The 15013-nt window shown below is 65.7% G+C and carries 14 protein-coding genes, 1 other RNA gene and 1 pseudogene; 8 read left to right on the forward strand and 8 right to left on the reverse strand.

Annotated elements, in window-relative coordinates; translation table 11 throughout:
* Positions 1-50: 50 nt before the first annotated feature.
* From RMO95_RS22445 to rsmI, 5 genes and pseudogenes are all read right to left on the reverse strand, one after another.
* On the reverse strand, positions 51-893 hold the full coding sequence (locus RMO95_RS22445; RefSeq protein WP_310452923.1) for a DMT family transporter: 843 nt from the start codon (positions 891-893) through the stop codon (positions 51-53).
* A gap of 143 nt (positions 894-1036) precedes the next feature.
* An RNA gene (gene rnpB, locus RMO95_RS22450) (RNase P RNA component class A) lies at positions 1037-1514 on the reverse strand.
* Between the two features lie 25 nt (positions 1515-1539).
* A pseudogene (locus tag RMO95_RS23165) lies at positions 1540-2199 on the reverse strand (DUF3025 domain-containing protein); the annotation flags it as partial.
* A gap of 109 nt (positions 2200-2308) precedes the next feature.
* Complete coding sequence (gene pyrC, locus RMO95_RS22455) at positions 2309-3463, reverse strand: dihydroorotase (RefSeq protein ID WP_310452924.1); 1155 nt, start codon at positions 3461-3463, stop codon at positions 2309-2311.
* A 7-nt stretch (positions 3464-3470) separates the two neighbouring features.
* On the reverse strand, positions 3471-4310 hold the full coding sequence (gene rsmI, locus RMO95_RS22460) for a 16S rRNA (cytidine(1402)-2'-O)-methyltransferase (protein ID WP_310452925.1): 840 nt from the start codon (positions 4308-4310) through the stop codon (positions 3471-3473).
* Here rsmI and RMO95_RS22465 point away from each other — a divergent pair.
* The 5 genes from RMO95_RS22465 to rfaE2 all read left to right on the forward strand — a co-directional run bounded on the left by RMO95_RS22465 (position 4309) and on the right by rfaE2 (position 6907).
* The gene (locus RMO95_RS22465; protein WP_310452926.1) at positions 4309-4701 is read left to right on the forward strand and encodes a YraN family protein; all 393 of its coding nucleotides are present in this window, start codon (positions 4309-4311) and stop codon (positions 4699-4701) included. The two genes, rsmI and RMO95_RS22465, sit on opposite strands and share 2 nt — an antisense overlap.
* A complete protein-coding gene (locus tag RMO95_RS22470) occupies positions 4682-5065 on the forward strand; it encodes an HIRAN domain-containing protein (protein WP_310452927.1) in 384 nt (127 codons plus the stop codon). The genes RMO95_RS22465 and RMO95_RS22470 overlap by 20 nt, the downstream gene beginning before the upstream one ends.
* Positions 5066-5156: 91 nt before the next feature.
* Positions 5157-5750, forward strand: coding sequence for a phosphoheptose isomerase (locus tag RMO95_RS22475; protein WP_310452928.1), 594 nt, complete (start codon positions 5157-5159; stop codon positions 5748-5750).
* Positions 5747-6406, forward strand: a complete 660-nt coding sequence (locus tag RMO95_RS22480; RefSeq protein WP_310452929.1) for a BON domain-containing protein — start codon at positions 5747-5749, stop codon at positions 6404-6406. The genes RMO95_RS22475 and RMO95_RS22480 overlap by 4 nt, the downstream gene beginning before the upstream one ends.
* Positions 6407-6418: 12 nt before the next feature.
* Complete coding sequence (gene rfaE2 / locus RMO95_RS22485) at positions 6419-6907, forward strand: D-glycero-beta-D-manno-heptose 1-phosphate adenylyltransferase (RefSeq protein ID WP_310452930.1); 489 nt, start codon at positions 6419-6421, stop codon at positions 6905-6907.
* A gap of 199 nt (positions 6908-7106) precedes the next feature.
* Here rfaE2 and RMO95_RS22490 read toward each other — a convergent pair whose 3' ends face one another.
* On the reverse strand, positions 7107-8420 hold the full coding sequence (locus RMO95_RS22490; protein WP_310452931.1) for a TAXI family TRAP transporter solute-binding subunit: 1314 nt from the start codon (positions 8418-8420) through the stop codon (positions 7107-7109).
* 220 nt (positions 8421-8640) lie between these two features.
* Between RMO95_RS22490 and RMO95_RS22495 the strand changes: the two genes are divergently transcribed.
* On the forward strand, positions 8641-10602 hold the full coding sequence (locus RMO95_RS22495) for an AsmA family protein (protein ID WP_310452932.1): 1962 nt from the start codon (positions 8641-8643) through the stop codon (positions 10600-10602).
* Positions 10603-10626: 24 nt separating this feature from the next.
* Here RMO95_RS22495 and ssb read toward each other — a convergent pair whose 3' ends face one another.
* Positions 10627-11091: a single-stranded DNA-binding protein gene (ssb, locus tag RMO95_RS22500; protein WP_310452933.1), complete on the reverse strand. Its 465-nt coding sequence runs from the start codon at positions 11089-11091 to the stop codon at positions 10627-10629.
* A gap of 12 nt (positions 11092-11103) precedes the next feature.
* A complete protein-coding gene (locus tag RMO95_RS22505) occupies positions 11104-12315 on the reverse strand; it encodes an MFS transporter (protein ID WP_310452934.1) in 1212 nt (403 codons plus the stop codon).
* A gap of 299 nt (positions 12316-12614) precedes the next feature.
* On the opposite strand from RMO95_RS22505, the gene RMO95_RS22510 reads away from it, so the two are divergent.
* Positions 12615-14507, forward strand: coding sequence for a C1 family peptidase (locus RMO95_RS22510; RefSeq protein WP_310452935.1), 1893 nt, complete (start codon positions 12615-12617; stop codon positions 14505-14507).
* A 41-nt stretch (positions 14508-14548) separates the two neighbouring features.
* On the forward strand, positions 14549-14845 hold the full coding sequence (locus RMO95_RS22515; RefSeq protein ID WP_310452936.1) for a hypothetical protein: 297 nt from the start codon (positions 14549-14551) through the stop codon (positions 14843-14845).
* Positions 14846-15013 lie beyond the last annotated feature (168 nt).

Raw genomic sequence — 15013 nt, forward strand, 5'->3', positions numbered from 1 at the left:
TCCCGGATCGTGAAATCGGGTCGTCGGCTGAACTCAAGTCCGACAGGCTGCTAGAAGAGCTTTATGGCAATGGCGCCCGCGCATACGGCAATTATCGACACGTAGCGGATTCGGGTAATCGGCTCCTTCAGGAAGGACGCCGCGATGATCGCGGCAAAGACCACCGAGGTTTCCCGTAGCGCCGCGACAAGCGCTATCGGGGCACGTGTCATGGCCCAGAGCGCCAGTCCATAGGACGCCAGCGTGCAGGCGCCGCCAAGCAGACCCATGCGCCAGCCGCTCCGGATGCGATGCACGATCCCCCGACCCTGACCAACTGCCGCTATCGCAAGCAGCAAGGGCGCTGTCAGCAGGAACATCCAGCCGGTGTAGCTGATCGCGTGCCCGGACAGCCGTGCGCCCTGGCCGTCGATCAGGGTGTAAATGACAATCACACCTGCATTGGTCAGCGCGAACGCTGCGGAAGCGGCGCGAAATGTTCCGGATCGCAGGGAATCGCCAGCGAGAATCAGCACACCGCACGATATGAGCACCACGCCGGCCCACCCGCCCGGCGAAGGTGATTCATTGATCAGCAGCAGTCCGGCAACTGCAGTCAGCGCGGGGGCAGAACCCCTCATCAGCGGATAGACGAAACTCAGTTCTCCGCTTCGATACGAAACGGCGACGAGGACAAAATAGGCGACATGTATCAACACCGACGCCGCGAGGTACGGCCAGCTTTCCACGGCGGGGGTCGGCATCAGGGGTAGCAGGGCAGCAGTCCACACCCCGGCGCCGAGGACGATCAGGACCGTATCCAGAAACTTGTCCGCGGAGGCGCGAACCAACGCGTTCCACGCGGCATGCAGCGCCGCAGCAAACAACACGATAGCCATCACGTCGAGTGACAAGACTTGCCTCCTGTATGCGGCGCACCGCTTGACCAGGACCGATGTTAAGACGTTCCGGCGCGCAGTGCGGTAGCGGCTTAGCGGCGTAGCGGCGGAAGCCGCCAGCGCAGCGGCCAACCGATTTGCTGACCCGACGAGAATGGGTGGGAAGTCCGCCGATAAGCCGGGTTCTGTCGTGGGCAACCATTCCTCTGGGACCGCCGTTACCGACGGCCTCTAGCAGCCTACCCGGGAGCGACGCGAGCCACGCCAATGCTCCCCTATTTGGCCTTGCCCCGAATGAGGTTTGCCGTGCCGTCCGTGTTACCACGTCCGCGGTGGGCTCTTACCCCAAGGTCACTTGCGCGGCCTTGGCGCACCTTGCGGCGCGCCACCATTTCACCCTTACCGGCCCTTCCATTCCTTCATCGCAGCGAGCTGCTCTTCAGAAAAGGACTTTGCCGCCTTGCGGCGTCAAAGTCGAGCTTAGGCGGTATCTTTCTGTTGCACTGTCTGTCGCCTTGGGTCCGGCGGCTTGCGCCGCCCGACTTATAGCGCCCGGCCGTTAGCCGGCATTCCGCTCTATGGGGCCCGGACTTTCCTCCAAGCACTTGCGTGCTCAGCGGTTGCCTGGCGAACTTCCCGGGCGCATTGTACGCGCCGGGCGGAACTGCCGCGTGTCGTCGTAGTAATCGGCACGCTGATTCTGCGTCGTAGCGCCGGGTATGCCGAGCAGGGGCAGCGGCTGCCAGTCGCGCGGCGAAAAACTGCCCCTGTCGAACAGATTCGCCAGATGCCCGTCGAGCCAGGCCAGCGCCGCCGTTTCAGGCAATTCCAGCCATGCCGCGTCGACTTCGACGAACAGCGCCTTGCCGCACAGCCCGACAAAGGGCGCCGCCAGTGCGTCGTGGCTGGCATGGCCGAAGACCAGGAAACGCGTGCTGCGCATCAGTTCCGCACGCTGTTCGACGAAGACCTCGCGCCAGCGATGCGCGCACAAGCCCTGCCACAGTCCGGGCGCCGTCCCGGCAACGATCACGCCGCATTCGTCGAACTGGGTCAGCGCATCGCGCAACGGGCCACGCGCGTGGCTCTGCTGTCGGCGCAAGTCGTGCAGCGCAAGGAAATGGCGCCGGTTGAGCGCCGCCTTGCTCAACGGAAAAGCCAGCCAGACCAATGCATTGAACAAGTCATGACGGTTATCGTGGCGCGTCGCGATCTCGCCGGCGAGATAAGCCCGCTCCTCATATCTCTGCGCGCCGCCCGACGGTTCGACGAAACGCAGGGCAGCGCCGTTGCCCGTCACCAGCCCACGCTCGCGGGCCATGGCATTGAGCCGGGGCAAGTCCGGCACGCCGTCCGCGAACCAGGGCTGCAAAAACGCCGACAGCGGATGCAGCCCTGCGCCGTGCGGATTCACGGCCCGATGCGGCGAATCAGGCCAGGCGCCAGGCCACCGACTCGCCCGCGCGCAAGGGCACCAGCCGGTCGCCGTCGAGGTAGGCCAGGCTCGCCGGCACCGCCGCGGCCTCGCGCAACAGGGTGATCCGGTCCGTATTGCGCGGCAGGCCGTAGTAATCGGCGCCATAAAAACTGGCGAAGCCTTCCAGTTTGTCCAGCGCGCCGACCGCCTCGAAGGCTTCGGCATACAGTTCTATGCCGGCATGCGCGGTGTAGCAGCCGGCGCAGCCGCAGGCCGCCTCCTTGGTGCTTTGCCCATGCGGCGCCGAATCGGTGCCGAGGAAGAACTTCGGATTGCCTGAAATCGCCGCGGCGACGAGCGCCTGACGGTGGCTCTCGCGCTTCAGCACCGGCAGGCAGTAATTGTGCGGCCGTATGCCGCCGGCAAAGATCGCGTTGCGATTGAGCAGCAGGTGATGGGCGGTCAGCGTGCCCGCCACATTGACGCCGCTGTCGCGCACGAACTCGATGCCGTCGCGGGTCGTGATGTGTTCGAGCACCACTTTCAGCGCCGGAAAGTCGCGCAGCAGCGGCATCAGCACGGTGTCGATGAACACCGCCTCGCGATCGAAGATGTCGACGGCCGGGTCGGTGACTTCGCCATGCACCAGCAGCGGCACGCCGAGCTGTTCCATGCGCGCCAGGGTCGCCGCGCATTTCTTCAAGTCGCTGACACCGGCATCCGAGTTGGTCGTGGCGCCGGCTGGGTAGAGCTTGATGCCATGGACAAAGCCGCTGGCCTTGACGGCATCGATTTCGGCCGCCGGCATGTTGTCGGTCAGGTACAGCGTCATCAGCGGGGTGAAATGGCCCACCCCTCCCGGCCTCCCCTCGCGGGGAGGTGACGGCTGTTCGCCGCTGTGCGGCTCCATGTTGTTGGCTTGCCCCGCCTTGGGGCGGTCCGGCGGCGGTGCATTCATCCCTGCCGACAATGCCGCGATAATCCGCTCGCGGTAGGCTGCGGCCATTGCCACCGTGGTCACCGGCGGCTTCAGGTTGGGCATGACGATGGCACGGGCAAAGCGGCGCGCGGTGTCGGGCAGCACGGCCGCCAGCGCAGCGCCGTCGCGCAGGTGCAAGTGCCAGTCGTCGGGGCGAGTGATGGTGAGTGTCTGGGTCAGTGTTTGCATGGGTGGATTATAAAGGCCGAGCCTTCAGCTCCAGCGCCCGCGCGTAGAGCGCGTTCTTCGGCTGGCCGGTGATTTCGGCGGCGAGCTTGGCCGCCTGCTTGACCGGCAGTTCGGCCAGCAAGGCGGCCAGCACGCGCTCGGTTTCGGCGTCCATGCCCTCGCGCGGCGGCGGCGCCGAGACCACCAGCACGAATTCGCCGCGCTGATGGTTGGCGTCGGCCGCAAGCCAAGCCGGCGCCTCGCCCAGCGGCATGCTGACGATCTGCTCGAACAGCTTGGTCAATTCGCGGGCGAAGATCAGCGTGCGCTGCGGTTCCAGCAACGCGACCAGGTCGACCACCGTTTCCATCACCCGATGCGGCGCCTCGTAGAACACCAGCGCCGCATCGACGTCGGCGAGTTCCTGAATCGCCGTCCTGCGAGCGCCAACTTTTGCCGGCAGGAAGCCGACGAACAGAAAACGCGGATCGGCAAGGCCGGCCGCCGACAGCGCGGCGATCGCCGCGTTCGGCCCTGGCAGCGGAATCACCCGGAAGCCGGCGGCGCGCACCGCCGCCACCGCCCGCGCTCCCGGGTCGGAGACGCCGGGCGTGCCGGCATCCGACACCAGTGCCACGCGCCGGCCTTCGCCCAGCAGCCGGACCAGCTTTTCCGCGGCTTGGTTCTCGTTGTGCTGGTGCAGGGCCAGCGTCGGCACCTTGATGCCATGGTGATCGAGCAACTGGCGCGCGTGGCGGGTGTCCTCACAGGCCACCAGATCGACGCCGCGTAGGGTTTCCAGCGCGCGCAGGGTGATGTCGCCCAGATTCCCGATCGGCGTGGCGACGACATACAATGCATTTTCCATGTCCGGCATTCTAGAGCCTAGAGCCCCCAGCGGCCCGCTGAACACACGGCAAGCCCGCGGCGCCGCGGCCGAGCAACTGGCGGCCGATTTCCTTGCGCGGCGCGGCCTTGCAGTCGTCGCACGCAACTTTCGCGTCAAGGGCGGCGAGATCGACCTGGTCTGCCGCGACGGCAGGACCACGGTGTTTGTCGAGGTGCGGCTGCGCAGCCGCGGCGATTTCGGCGGCGCCGCCGCCAGCATCACCGCCACCAAGCAGGCACGCCTGATTCTCGCCGCGCGGCACTGGCTGCTGCGCCACGGCGAAACGCCCTGCCGCTTCGACTGCATGCTGCTCGACGGTCTCGAAACAAAAAACATCGAATGGCTGCGCAATGCGTTTTCGGCTGACTAGGTTCCTCCTGCCGCTCGGTCTTGGCCTGGCGCTAAGCCTGGTCGCCCTGGCCAGCGAGGTCCGCATCCTGGTGCAAAGCTCACCCCTGGCCGGCTTTCGCTACTACGCGGGGGAAAGCCTGTGGCGGGACATGCGCGCAGGCGACCGCCTGGCGCTGATACGCGAAGCCGACAATCCGCATGACGGCAACGCGGTGCGCATCGAGTGGCGCGGACAGAAGCTCGGCTACCTGCCGCGCGCCGAAAACCGCGCCGTGGCAACGGCAATGGATCGCGGCGAAGCGGTGGATGCCCGTATCGCAAAATTGCGCGAGCACCGGAACCCTTGGCAGCGGATGCTGATCGAAGTATTTGTTGTACTCTAGGCAGCCTTTTGGCAGCCTCGTCGCGCCGCAGCCCGGCGCGGGACGCGGCTATTCCCGACCACCCATACATACTGCCCGCAAAGAACCGTTCATGTCACTTGCCGATCGCATACAGCAGCAATTCAACGACAGCGCCCAGGCCAAACTCGCCGCGCTGGCCGCCATGGCCGCACCCATCGAAGCCGCCGCGCGCCGCATGGCCGCCTGCCTCCAGGCCGGCGGCAAGGTGATGGCCTGCGGCAACGGCGGTTCGGCCGCCGATTCGCAACACTTCGCCGCCGAACTGGTGAACCGCTTCGAGAAGGAGCGTCCGCCGCTGGCGGCGATTGCGCTGACCACCGATACCTCGACGCTGACCTCGATCGCCAACGATTATCGCTATGAGGATGTCTTCGCCAAGCAGGTGCAGGCGCTGGGCCGCCCGGGCGACCTGCTGCTGGCGATCTCGACCTCGGGCAATTCGCCCAACGTCATCGAGGCCATCCACGCCGCCCACGCCCGCAGCGTCGGGGTGGTGGCACTGACCGGCAAACAGGGCGGCAAAATCGCCGCGCTGCTCGGTCCCGACGACATCCACCTGTGCGTGCCGGCCGAACGCACGGCCCGCATCCAGGAAGTACATTTGCTCACCATCCACTGCCTGTGCGACGGCATAGACGCCTTGATACTGGGAGAAACAATATGAACTATGCAATCAAGATCGGCGCAAGACTGCGCAACCTCGCTGCATTGACCTTGTCCGTGCCGGTGCTCGCCGGCTGTTTCGGCGCCGCCGCGGTCGGCGTCGGTACCGGCGCCCTGATGCTCACCGACCGGCGCAATTCGGAAACCTTCATTTCCGACCAGGGCATGGAAATCCGCGCCGCCAACCGCATCGGCGAAAGGCATGGCGACAAGGTCCATGTCAATGTCACGAGCTACAACCGCATGCTGCTGCTGACCGGCGAAGTGCCGACCGAGGTGATGAAGGCGGACGTGGAGAAGCTGGCCTCCGGCGTGCCCAACGTCAAGGCGATCACCAACGAACTGGCCATCGCCGGTCCGGCCAGCTTCGGCGGGCGCAGCAACGACTCCTACATCACCTCCAAGGTCAAGGCGCGCTTCGTCGATGCCGACAAGTTTTCTCCCAACCACGTCAAGGTGGTGACCGAAGCCGGCGTGGTGTTCCTGCTCGGCCTGGTGACCCAGGCCGAAGCCGATGCGGCGGTGGAGATCGCCCGCACCACGGGCGGCGTGCAAAAAGTGATACGCGTGTTCGAGATCATCAGCCCCGAGCAGGCGCGGGCGATCGACAGCGCGGTGACCGGCAGGCAGGATGCCCGGCCGGCGCCGAAGAATTAGGCAGCGTTGCGCTTGAGGTATACGCCGCCCGCCTTCGAGGCCAAGATCGCCGCGCCCGCCGACCTGGCGCAGCGCATCGCGCTGCTGCCGCGGCCGCTGGTGTTCACCAACGGCTGCTTCGACATCCTGCATCGCGGCCATGTCACCTACCTGGCGCAGGCCCGTGGTCTTGGCGCCACCCTGATCGTCGCCGCCAACTCGGACGCCTCGGTCAAGCGCCTGGGCAAGGGCGACGACCGCCCGGTCAATCCGCTGGCCGATCGCATGGCGCTGCTGGCTGCGCTGGAGTGCGTGTCGCTGGTGACCTGGTTCGACGAGGACACGCCGCTGGCCCGCATCCTCGATTGCCGGCCGGACGTGCTGGTCAAGGGCGGCGACTGGCCCGTGGAAAAAATCGTCGGCTACCGCGAGGTCAGCGACTGGGGCGGCAGCGTGCATTCGATCCCCTTCATTCACGAGCGCTCGACCACGGCGCTGATGGAGAAGATCCGCAAACTCTGAGGGTGGGCGTAGGACGGACCGTAGGGCGGACCGTAGGGCGGACTTCAGTCCGCCATCCACCGTCGGCCGACTGAAGTCGGCCCTACACGCCATCCACCGCTGGCCGACTGAAGTCGGCCCTACAACGCCATCAGCCCCTGGCCGGATGAGACTGGCCCTGCAACTCTGCATCGAAAGTTGGTGCTGACGGAACGGCGACTCAGGCCGTGGTTCGCCGCAAAATGATGTCGCGCACCAGGTCGATATGCACGCGCAAGGTGTAGAGCATGTCGGAAAATGTCAGCGGCGTGCGTATGTGGCTGGCATCGGCCTCGATGCGGTCGAGCTTCTCCAGCCATTCCGCCCGGGTGTGCGCGGCGGGATTTTCATTGACCTCGTTCTCGAGGAACTTCAGTTCGCCGTAGCGCCGGTAGATGCGCGAGCGCACCCGCCAGCCATAGAGCTGCGGCGCGAACTTGAACAGCGGCAGCAGCACGGCGAGCAGCGGCACCAGCATCACCACCATGCGGTCGATCAGCGTCGCCGCCCAGAACGGCAGGTAGCGCTGCAGGAAAGGCTTGCCGGACTTGTAGTAGCGCTCGGCTTCTTTCGACAGCGGAAACCCGCTGTGCCCGGCGCGCGGAAATTCATTGGGCTTCTGGAACACGCCGGGTTCGCCATGGACTTCGCCCGCGGCCTGCATCAGCAGGTCGATCAGCGCCGGATGCGTGTCCTCGCGCACCAACAGCGTCGCCAGCGGCGACACCAACTGGACATCGCGCGGCGGAATGTCCTCGGTCAGATCGATGGCTCCGCGCGGCAGCACCAGCCGCGTCAGGTAAGGAAAGCGCCGCGTGTAGGCTTCGGCATGGGTCAGGCTCATCAGGCGTACGCCCGGCGTATAGAGCAGCGACCAGACCAGTGCGGACTGCGTCGGTCCAACCGCGAATACGGCGTCGATCTGCCGCTTCTGCAGCCGTTCGACCAGATCCATGCCGCCCGCTTCGATCAATTTCGTGTTCCTGGCGTCGATGCCGTTGGCCGCCAGCAGCTCCATCGCGAGCTGCTGGGTACCGCTGCCGGCGCCGCCGACGGCGATGCGCATGCCCTTGAGATCGAGCAGCTTGTCGCCGCCGCGCAGCGCCGTCTCGCGGTAGAAAATCCACAGCGGCTCATGGTAGAAGTCGCCCAGTGAAACCAGTTCGTCATCCTCGCCCGCACGCGCCGTGCCGCCCTGAATGAAGGCGGCATCGACTTCGAACCCCGGATCGCGCAGGCGCTGCAGGTTCTCCGGCGACCCGGCGGAGATCTTCGCCACCAGCTCGATGCCGTAGCGCGCCAGCACATCCTTGTAGCGTGCGGCGAAGCGCTGATAGGCGCCGCTCTCGCTTCCGGTGCTGACGATTAGCCGGTCCGGCGGCGCCGGCTGGATGAACTGCGCCGCCAGCCAGAACGCGCCGATGGCCAGCAACAGCGACGGCAGTGCGACAAAGACGATGTCGCGCCAGGAAAGCAGTTTCAGTTTTTCAGGCATGCTGGCTCACGGTAGCTCGGTCCGCGGACATTATAGACAGGCGCCTGCCGGCCTCCCCGGCCGACGCGCGCCTCGGTGCTGCCTGCACCGGCCAGGAACCACCGGCGACTCGCCGTGGTCTATGTACGGTGTCGCACCGTGCGACCCGGCTCGGCCAGGGATAATTGCGGCAACTTCCTGCCTGGGCCGGGCACGCTTTTGCTGCGCTGAATACACAATAATGACACTGCCACGTTCGCTCAAATGGATAGCCGGAATTCTGCTGGCGCCGGTCGCTCTGGCCGTACTGTTCATCGCCATTTTCGGCTGGAACTGGTTGCGCGCTCCGATCGAGCGCATGACCACGGAGCGCACCGGGCGCGTGCTGGCCATCAACGGCGATCTGACCGTGAAATTGGGCTGGCCCTCGCCGCACATTCGCGCCGCTGCGGTGAGCTTCGCCAATCCGCCCTGGGCCAAGGAAAAGCAGATGGTCACCGCCGATGCGGTGGACGTCGCTATTCACCTGCCGCAGTTGCTGGCGCGCAACATCGTGCTGCCCGAAGTGCGTCTCGAACACCCCATCGTTTTCCTCGAACAAGCCAGCGACGGTCGCCGCAACTGGTTGTTGGACCTGGATCAGCAGGATGAGGAAGCGCGCATCCGCATCGACCGCCTGACCCTCGACCAGGGCCGGCTCGGCTACGACGATGTCGGGCAAAAGACCAGCATCCGCGCCGAGCTGTCGACGTCGAGCAGCCAGGCGGATGCCGCCGGAGTCAGCTTCAGCGCGCAAGGGCAGTACAAGGGCATGCGGCTCAAGGGCAGCGGCAAAGGCGGGCCGGTGCTCGGCCTGCGCGACGAAGCCACGCCCTATCCGCTGCAAACCGAGTTCAGCGTCGGGCATACCACCGTCAAGGCCGCCGGCACGATTACCAGCCTGCTGAAGTTTTCCGCGGTGGACATGCGTCTCGCCATTCGCGGCGACAGCCTGGCTCAGCTTTTCCCCCTGCTTGGCATCGCCTTTCCCGAAACCCGCGCCTACGCCACCGAAGGGCACCTGCTGCACCAGACGAATAGCTGGCGCTACGATAAATTCTCGGGCCGCATCGGCGGCAGCGACATCGCCGGGTCGCTCCAGGTCGACACCGGCGGCAAGCGCCCGGCAATGAAAGCCGACCTGGTGTCCAAGGTCCTCGATATCGCCGACCTGGGCCCCCTGATCGGCGCCCGGCCCGGCAGCGTGCAAGCCGCCAAGCAGGCGGCACCCGCGCCCGTGCCCACGGCCACGCCGACGCCGGTGCTGGCGCGCGTGCTGCCCGACCTGCCGTTCAACACCGATCGCTGGGATAGCGTCGACGCCGAGGTGACGCTGAAAGCCAAGACCTTCCGCCACGCCAAGGAATTGCCACTGGAAGACCTGGTGACCCATTTGAGCCTGCGCGATTCCGTGCTGAAGCTCGATCCCTTGGATTTCGGCGTCGCCGGCGGCCAGCTGAATGCCGTGATTTCACTGGACGGACGCAGCGAGCCGATCCAGGCCCATGCCAGGATCAAGGCCAGAAAAATTCTGCTGTCCAAGTTGTTCCCGACGTCGGAGCTGGGCAAGGCCAGCATCGGCCAGCTCAACGGCGACTTCGACCTGAGAGGCACGGGCAGCTCGGTGCGACAAATGCTGGCGAGTTCCGCGGGCAAGGTCGATCTCGTCGTCGCCGGCGGCAAGGTCAGCAAAATGATGATGGAAAAAGCCGGCCTTCACCTCTGGGAAATACTCGAGCTGAGCTTGACCGGCGATCGACTCGTCACCCTGCGTTGCGCGGTGGCCGGCTTCGGCGTCAAGCAAGGCAACATGCAGGCCAACGCGCTGATCTTCGACACCGAGGTCACCACCATCGTCGGCACCGGCAGCATCGACCTGGGCGAGGAAAAACTCGATCTGACGCTCAACCAGAAAACCAAATACACCAGCCCGGTGGCCTTGCGCAGTCCGATCTACCTGCGCGGCAGCTTTGCCAGGCCGACGGTGGCCGTCGACAAGGGGCGTGTTGCCGCGCGTGCCCTCGGCGCGATTGCGCTCGGCCTGGTCAATCCCCTGCTGACGCTGATCCCCCTGATCGATGCCGGTCCGGGAAAGGACAGCGATTGCGGCGAGTTGGTGCGGGAGGCAAGAGCCTTGCCGCGGGCGCCGAACAAGAACCCCTGAACACCCGATGCGCAGCAGCCCGGGTCAGAACGGGATATCGTCCTCGAAATCATTGAAGCTGCCGCCGGCCGGCTGCGGCGCCGCTGCCGGACGACTGCCGCCGCCACTGCCGGCAACCGCGCCGCCGCCGTCGCGCGGCGGGGCGTCGCCCATGCCCTGGCGGCCGCCGAGCATTTGCATGCGGTCGCCGCGAACCTCGGTCGTGTAGCGATCCTGGCCTTCCTTGTCCTGCCACTTGCGCGTGCGGATGGAGCCTTCAACGTAGATTTGCGAACCTTTCTTCAGATACTGGCCGCACACTTCCGCCTGTCTGCCGAAAAAACTGATGCGATGCCATTCGGTCGCTTCCTGCTTGTTGCCGTCCTTGTCTTTCCACACGTCCGTCGTCGCAACGCGCAGGTTGGCCACCGCCTCGCCGCTCGGCAGGTAGCGCATCTCGGGATCCGCGCCGAGGTTGCCTACGATGATTACCTTATTGACTGAAGCCATGCTGATTCCTCCTCAGGATTTAGCTTTAAGTATGCCATGCGTGGATGGCGACGTTGCAACTGCCCGGCGCATCGGCACGGGCGGCATGGTGGCGGCCGCCACCAGCCAGAGCGCGACCATCGCGGCGCCGCCGACGAACACCGCGCCCGCATCGAAATTCTTCACCAGCCAGCCGCCCATGGCGCCGCCGACGAACAGGCCGAGCGCCTGGGTCGTGTTGTACACCCCCAGCGCGGCGCCCTTGGCGTTCGGCGGCGCGATGCGCGAAATCAGCGAGGGCAGCATGGCTTCGAGAATATTGAAGGCGACGAAGAAACTCAGCAGCCCGCCCGCCATCATCATGAAACTCGTGCTGCCCAGCCACATCGCCAGCAGCGTCGCGAGCAACAGGCCGATGGCCGTAACGAACACCGCCTGCACCTTGTTGCGCTTCTCGGCGTAAATGATCGCCGGCACCATCAGGACGAACGAGGCCAGCACCGCCGGCAGGTAGATCTTCCAGTGCGAGGCCAGGGGCAGATCGCCGTAGCGGACCAGCAGACCGGGAACCACGACGAACATCGCCATCTGCACCATGTGCAAGGTAAATATCCCGAAGTTGAGCCGCAGCAACTGGGTATCGAACAGCACCTCGCGAAACAATGGCTTGGGCCCGGGCGGCAGCGGCGGCGCCGGCGGCACGACATGGGTAACCAGGCCGATGGCGGCAACCGCCAGGATTGCGGTCAGCCAGAAAATCCCGCTCATGCCGATCACGGCGTACAGCGCCGGGGCGGCCACCAGCGACAGGGCGAACACCAGTCCGATCGACGAGCCGATCATGGCCATGACCTTGGTCCGGTGCTGGTCGCGTGTCAGGTCGGCGGCGAGCGCGGTGACGGCGGCCGAAATCGCCCCGGCGCCCTGCAGCACCCGCCCGAAAATGGTCCACCAGATATCCCCTGCGAGGGCCGCGACCGCCGATCCGACGGCAAACAGCAGCAGACCGAGCACGATCACCCGCTTGCGCCCGAAGTTGTCGGCCGCCATGCCGAAGGGGATCTGGAACATCGCCTGGGTCAGCCCGTAAGCGCCCAGCGCGATGCCGACCAGGGTCAGGTCGTCGCCGCCGGGAATGGTCTGGGCGTGGATCGCGAACACCGGCAGGATCAGGAACAGGCCGAGCATGCGCAGCGCAAAGATCGAAGCAAGGGAAACGCCGGCGCGCTTTTCGTCGCGGCTCATGGCGTCTGGAGTGGGGGAAAGCATGGGGCTCGGTCGGTATTGCGGAAGATCGTGGATGGTCGGCAATGAACAATGCAGCGGCGGGCAGTCAACAAGGCGGCCGCTGCGCGAAACCGCGCATTAGAGCACGAATAGGCGGGCATCGCCATTCGTCGTACAGGCCAAGCCTGGTCCGTCGCGCGCACTTGCTGCAGTGCAACAGCCGCCACTTGCATTCCGTCGGCATTAGGTGTCCAATACGCGACTTATGCGAATCGCCTAACCGGCCGCACCGTGCCGACAACCAGGAGACTCTCGCCATGCCGAAGAAGACCGCCGCCAGGCCCTCGATCCCCCGCCGCACTGTCGTGCCCGACGCCCTCGACCTGCGCGACCGGCCCTACCAGCCGTCGATCGCCGTCGCGCCAGCGCCAACTCTCAAGCCGCAGATCGCCCTGCCGGTGCTCAATCAGGAGGACAGCAGCGCCTGCACCGGCTTTGCGCTGGCCAGCGTGGTGCACCACCTGCAGCGCCGGCGCGAGCCGAAAGCCAAGCCGGTCTCGCCCTGGATGATCTACTCGATGGCGCGGCGCTATGACGAATTTCCCGGCGCCGTCGCAGACACCGGCTCCAGCCTGCGCGGCGCGATGAAAGGCTGGTACAAGCACGGCGTCTGCCGCGAGACGCTGTGGCAGTTCATCGATATGCCGTCCGCTGCGAAACGGGCGGCGGACGACTGGTGGCTCGACGCCGCAACACGGCCACTGGGCGCCTACTACCGCGTCGAGTCGCGCTCGATCACCGACATGCATGTCGCGCTCAACGAAGTCGGCATCCTCTACGCCAGCGCGGTCTGTCACGCCGGCTGGAACGAGGGCCTGGGCGCGACCAGGACCGGCAGCGGCTGGTGGCAGATCCCGCCGCGCCAAGCCGCGCCCGATGACGGCGGCCACGCCTTCGTCATCGTCGGCTACACGGGCGAGGGCTTCATCATCCAGAACTCCTGGGGCGAATCCTGGGGCAGCGGCGGCCTCGCGGTGCTGAGCTACGAAGACTGGATAGCCAATGCCATGGACTGCTGGGTGGCCCAGCTCGGCGTGGTCACCGAGCAGCACCTCGAAATCGCCGGTGCCGTCTCGCTGCGCGTCGACCGCGGCAGAGTGCGCTTGGCCACCGATCTGGTGCTGCGCGACCGTGAGATATCGCCCTTCATCATCGACATGGAAAACAACGGACGGCTTTCGTCCAGCGGGCGCTTCCGCACCCAGCCCGGCGACGTCGCGGCGCTGGTCGGCCCGCAACTCGCCGCGGCGCGCAAGAACTGGAGCCTGCCGGCGGACGCCGCGGTAGACATCGCGATCTACGCCCACGGCGGGCTGGTCGGCGAGGATGATGCCGCCGCCACCGCAGCCGCCTGGATTCCGGCGCTCTACGAAGCGAAGATATTCCCGATCTTCCTGATGTGGGAAACCGACCTGATGTCCACCTTGAAGAACCGCCTCGAAGATCTGATCACGGGTCAGCCGCGCCTCACCGCCGGCCTCGGCGACCAGCTCAAGCACTTCTGGAACCAGCGCGTCGAACGCCTGCTGGCCGGGCCGGGCAGCGTGGTCTGGGGCGAGATGAAGCAGAACGCCGACGCCATCTCCGCTGCACCCAACAGCGGCGGGCGCCTGCTCTACGAAGCGGCGACGCAGTCGCCTGAGTTCTCCCGGTCGCCGGTGCGGCTGCACCTGATCGGCCATTCCGCCGGTTCCATCGTGCATAGCCATATCGTCGATCGGCTGTGCGGGCTGGGCTGGAACTTCGAGACCCTGAACCTGATGGCGCCGGCGGTCACCGTCGATCTCTTCAATCGCTGCGTGCTGCCGCGCCTGACGCCAAGCGGCGGCAAGGGCAGGGTCAAGCAGCTCAACCAGTTCCACCTCGGCGACAGGCAGGAGCAGGCCGACCCGAGCTGCAAGCCCATCCTCTACTACACGCGCTCGCTGCTCTACCTGGTGTCGGAATCCTTCGAAGGCGGCAAGCGCACGCCGCTCCTGGGCATGGAGAAATACTGGAACCGGGACATCGGTGCGCTGAACCTGCCCAACGCGCGTGCCTGGACTTCGCCCGGAGCCGAGAGCCAGAGCGCGACGCACGGCGGCTTCGACGATGACGAGGCGACGTGCAGGAGCGTGATCGGCCTGATCAAGGGCGTCGCGCCGAATTGACCGGAAGGCGAAACCCGGCGACCGGGCAAGGAGAAAACCTGATGAAGACACGATTCGCAATGCCACTCCGCCTCTCCGCGCTTCTCCTGTGCGCAGGCGTCCTGCTGCCCGTTCAGGTCGGCGCGCAGTATTCGGCGCCGGCAAAGCCGGCGGTCCAGGAAAAGAAGGCCCTACCCGCACCGAAGCCGGCAGAGGCGCCCAGGCCGATGAAAAAGTTCAAGGCCGACAAACAGTATGAAGAGGCCGTGGCAGCGGGCGAGAAGAAGTCTGTTGGCAAGCCGGTACAAGCCGTTGCGGTTTGCGGTCCCCAACCCTTCCTGTGCAACGACACGTTCTAGTACGCAGACATGTTGAAACCGATGGATGTAGGAGCGAGCTTGCTCGCGACAACGGCTTATCGCGAGCAAGCTCGCTCCTACAGGGAATGCGCCTTTTCCTTGTTGACTGACTACTAGGGTCTGTTCTCAATCATGCGGACAGTGCTATGCCATATGCAACTGAGGTCG

The sequence above is a fragment of the Sulfuritalea sp. genome, from assembly GCF_031426875.1.
Lineage (GTDB): Bacteria > Pseudomonadota > Gammaproteobacteria > Burkholderiales > Rhodocyclaceae > Sulfuritalea.

Excerpts from the sequence above, each read along its gene's own strand:
- pyrC (WP_310452924.1), bottom strand. The coding sequence starts at position 3,463 with ATGCAAACACTGACCCAGACACTCACCATCACTCGCCCCGACGACTGG.
- RMO95_RS22465 (WP_310452926.1), top strand. The coding sequence starts at position 4,309 with ATGTCCGGCATTCTAGAGCCTAGAGCCCCCAGCGGCCCGCTGAACACA.
- rsmI (WP_310452925.1), bottom strand. The coding sequence starts at position 4,310 with ATGGAAAATGCATTGTATGTCGTCGCCACGCCGATCGGGAATCTGGGC.
- RMO95_RS22470 (WP_310452927.1), top strand. The coding sequence starts at position 4,682 with ATGCGTTTTCGGCTGACTAGGTTCCTCCTGCCGCTCGGTCTTGGCCTG.
- RMO95_RS22475 (WP_310452928.1), top strand. The coding sequence starts at position 5,157 with ATGTCACTTGCCGATCGCATACAGCAGCAATTCAACGACAGCGCCCAG.
- RMO95_RS22480 (WP_310452929.1), top strand. The coding sequence starts at position 5,747 with ATGAACTATGCAATCAAGATCGGCGCAAGACTGCGCAACCTCGCTGCA.
- RMO95_RS22490 (WP_310452931.1), bottom strand. The coding sequence starts at position 8,420 with ATGCCTGAAAAACTGAAACTGCTTTCCTGGCGCGACATCGTCTTTGTC.
- RMO95_RS22495 (WP_310452932.1), top strand. The coding sequence starts at position 8,641 with ATGACACTGCCACGTTCGCTCAAATGGATAGCCGGAATTCTGCTGGCG.
- ssb (WP_310452933.1), bottom strand. The coding sequence starts at position 11,091 with ATGGCTTCAGTCAATAAGGTAATCATCGTAGGCAACCTCGGCGCGGAT.
- RMO95_RS22505 (WP_310452934.1), bottom strand. The coding sequence starts at position 12,315 with ATGAGCCGCGACGAAAAGCGCGCCGGCGTTTCCCTTGCTTCGATCTTT.
- RMO95_RS22510 (WP_310452935.1), top strand. The coding sequence starts at position 12,615 with ATGCCGAAGAAGACCGCCGCCAGGCCCTCGATCCCCCGCCGCACTGTC.
- RMO95_RS22515 (WP_310452936.1), top strand. The coding sequence starts at position 14,549 with ATGAAGACACGATTCGCAATGCCACTCCGCCTCTCCGCGCTTCTCCTG.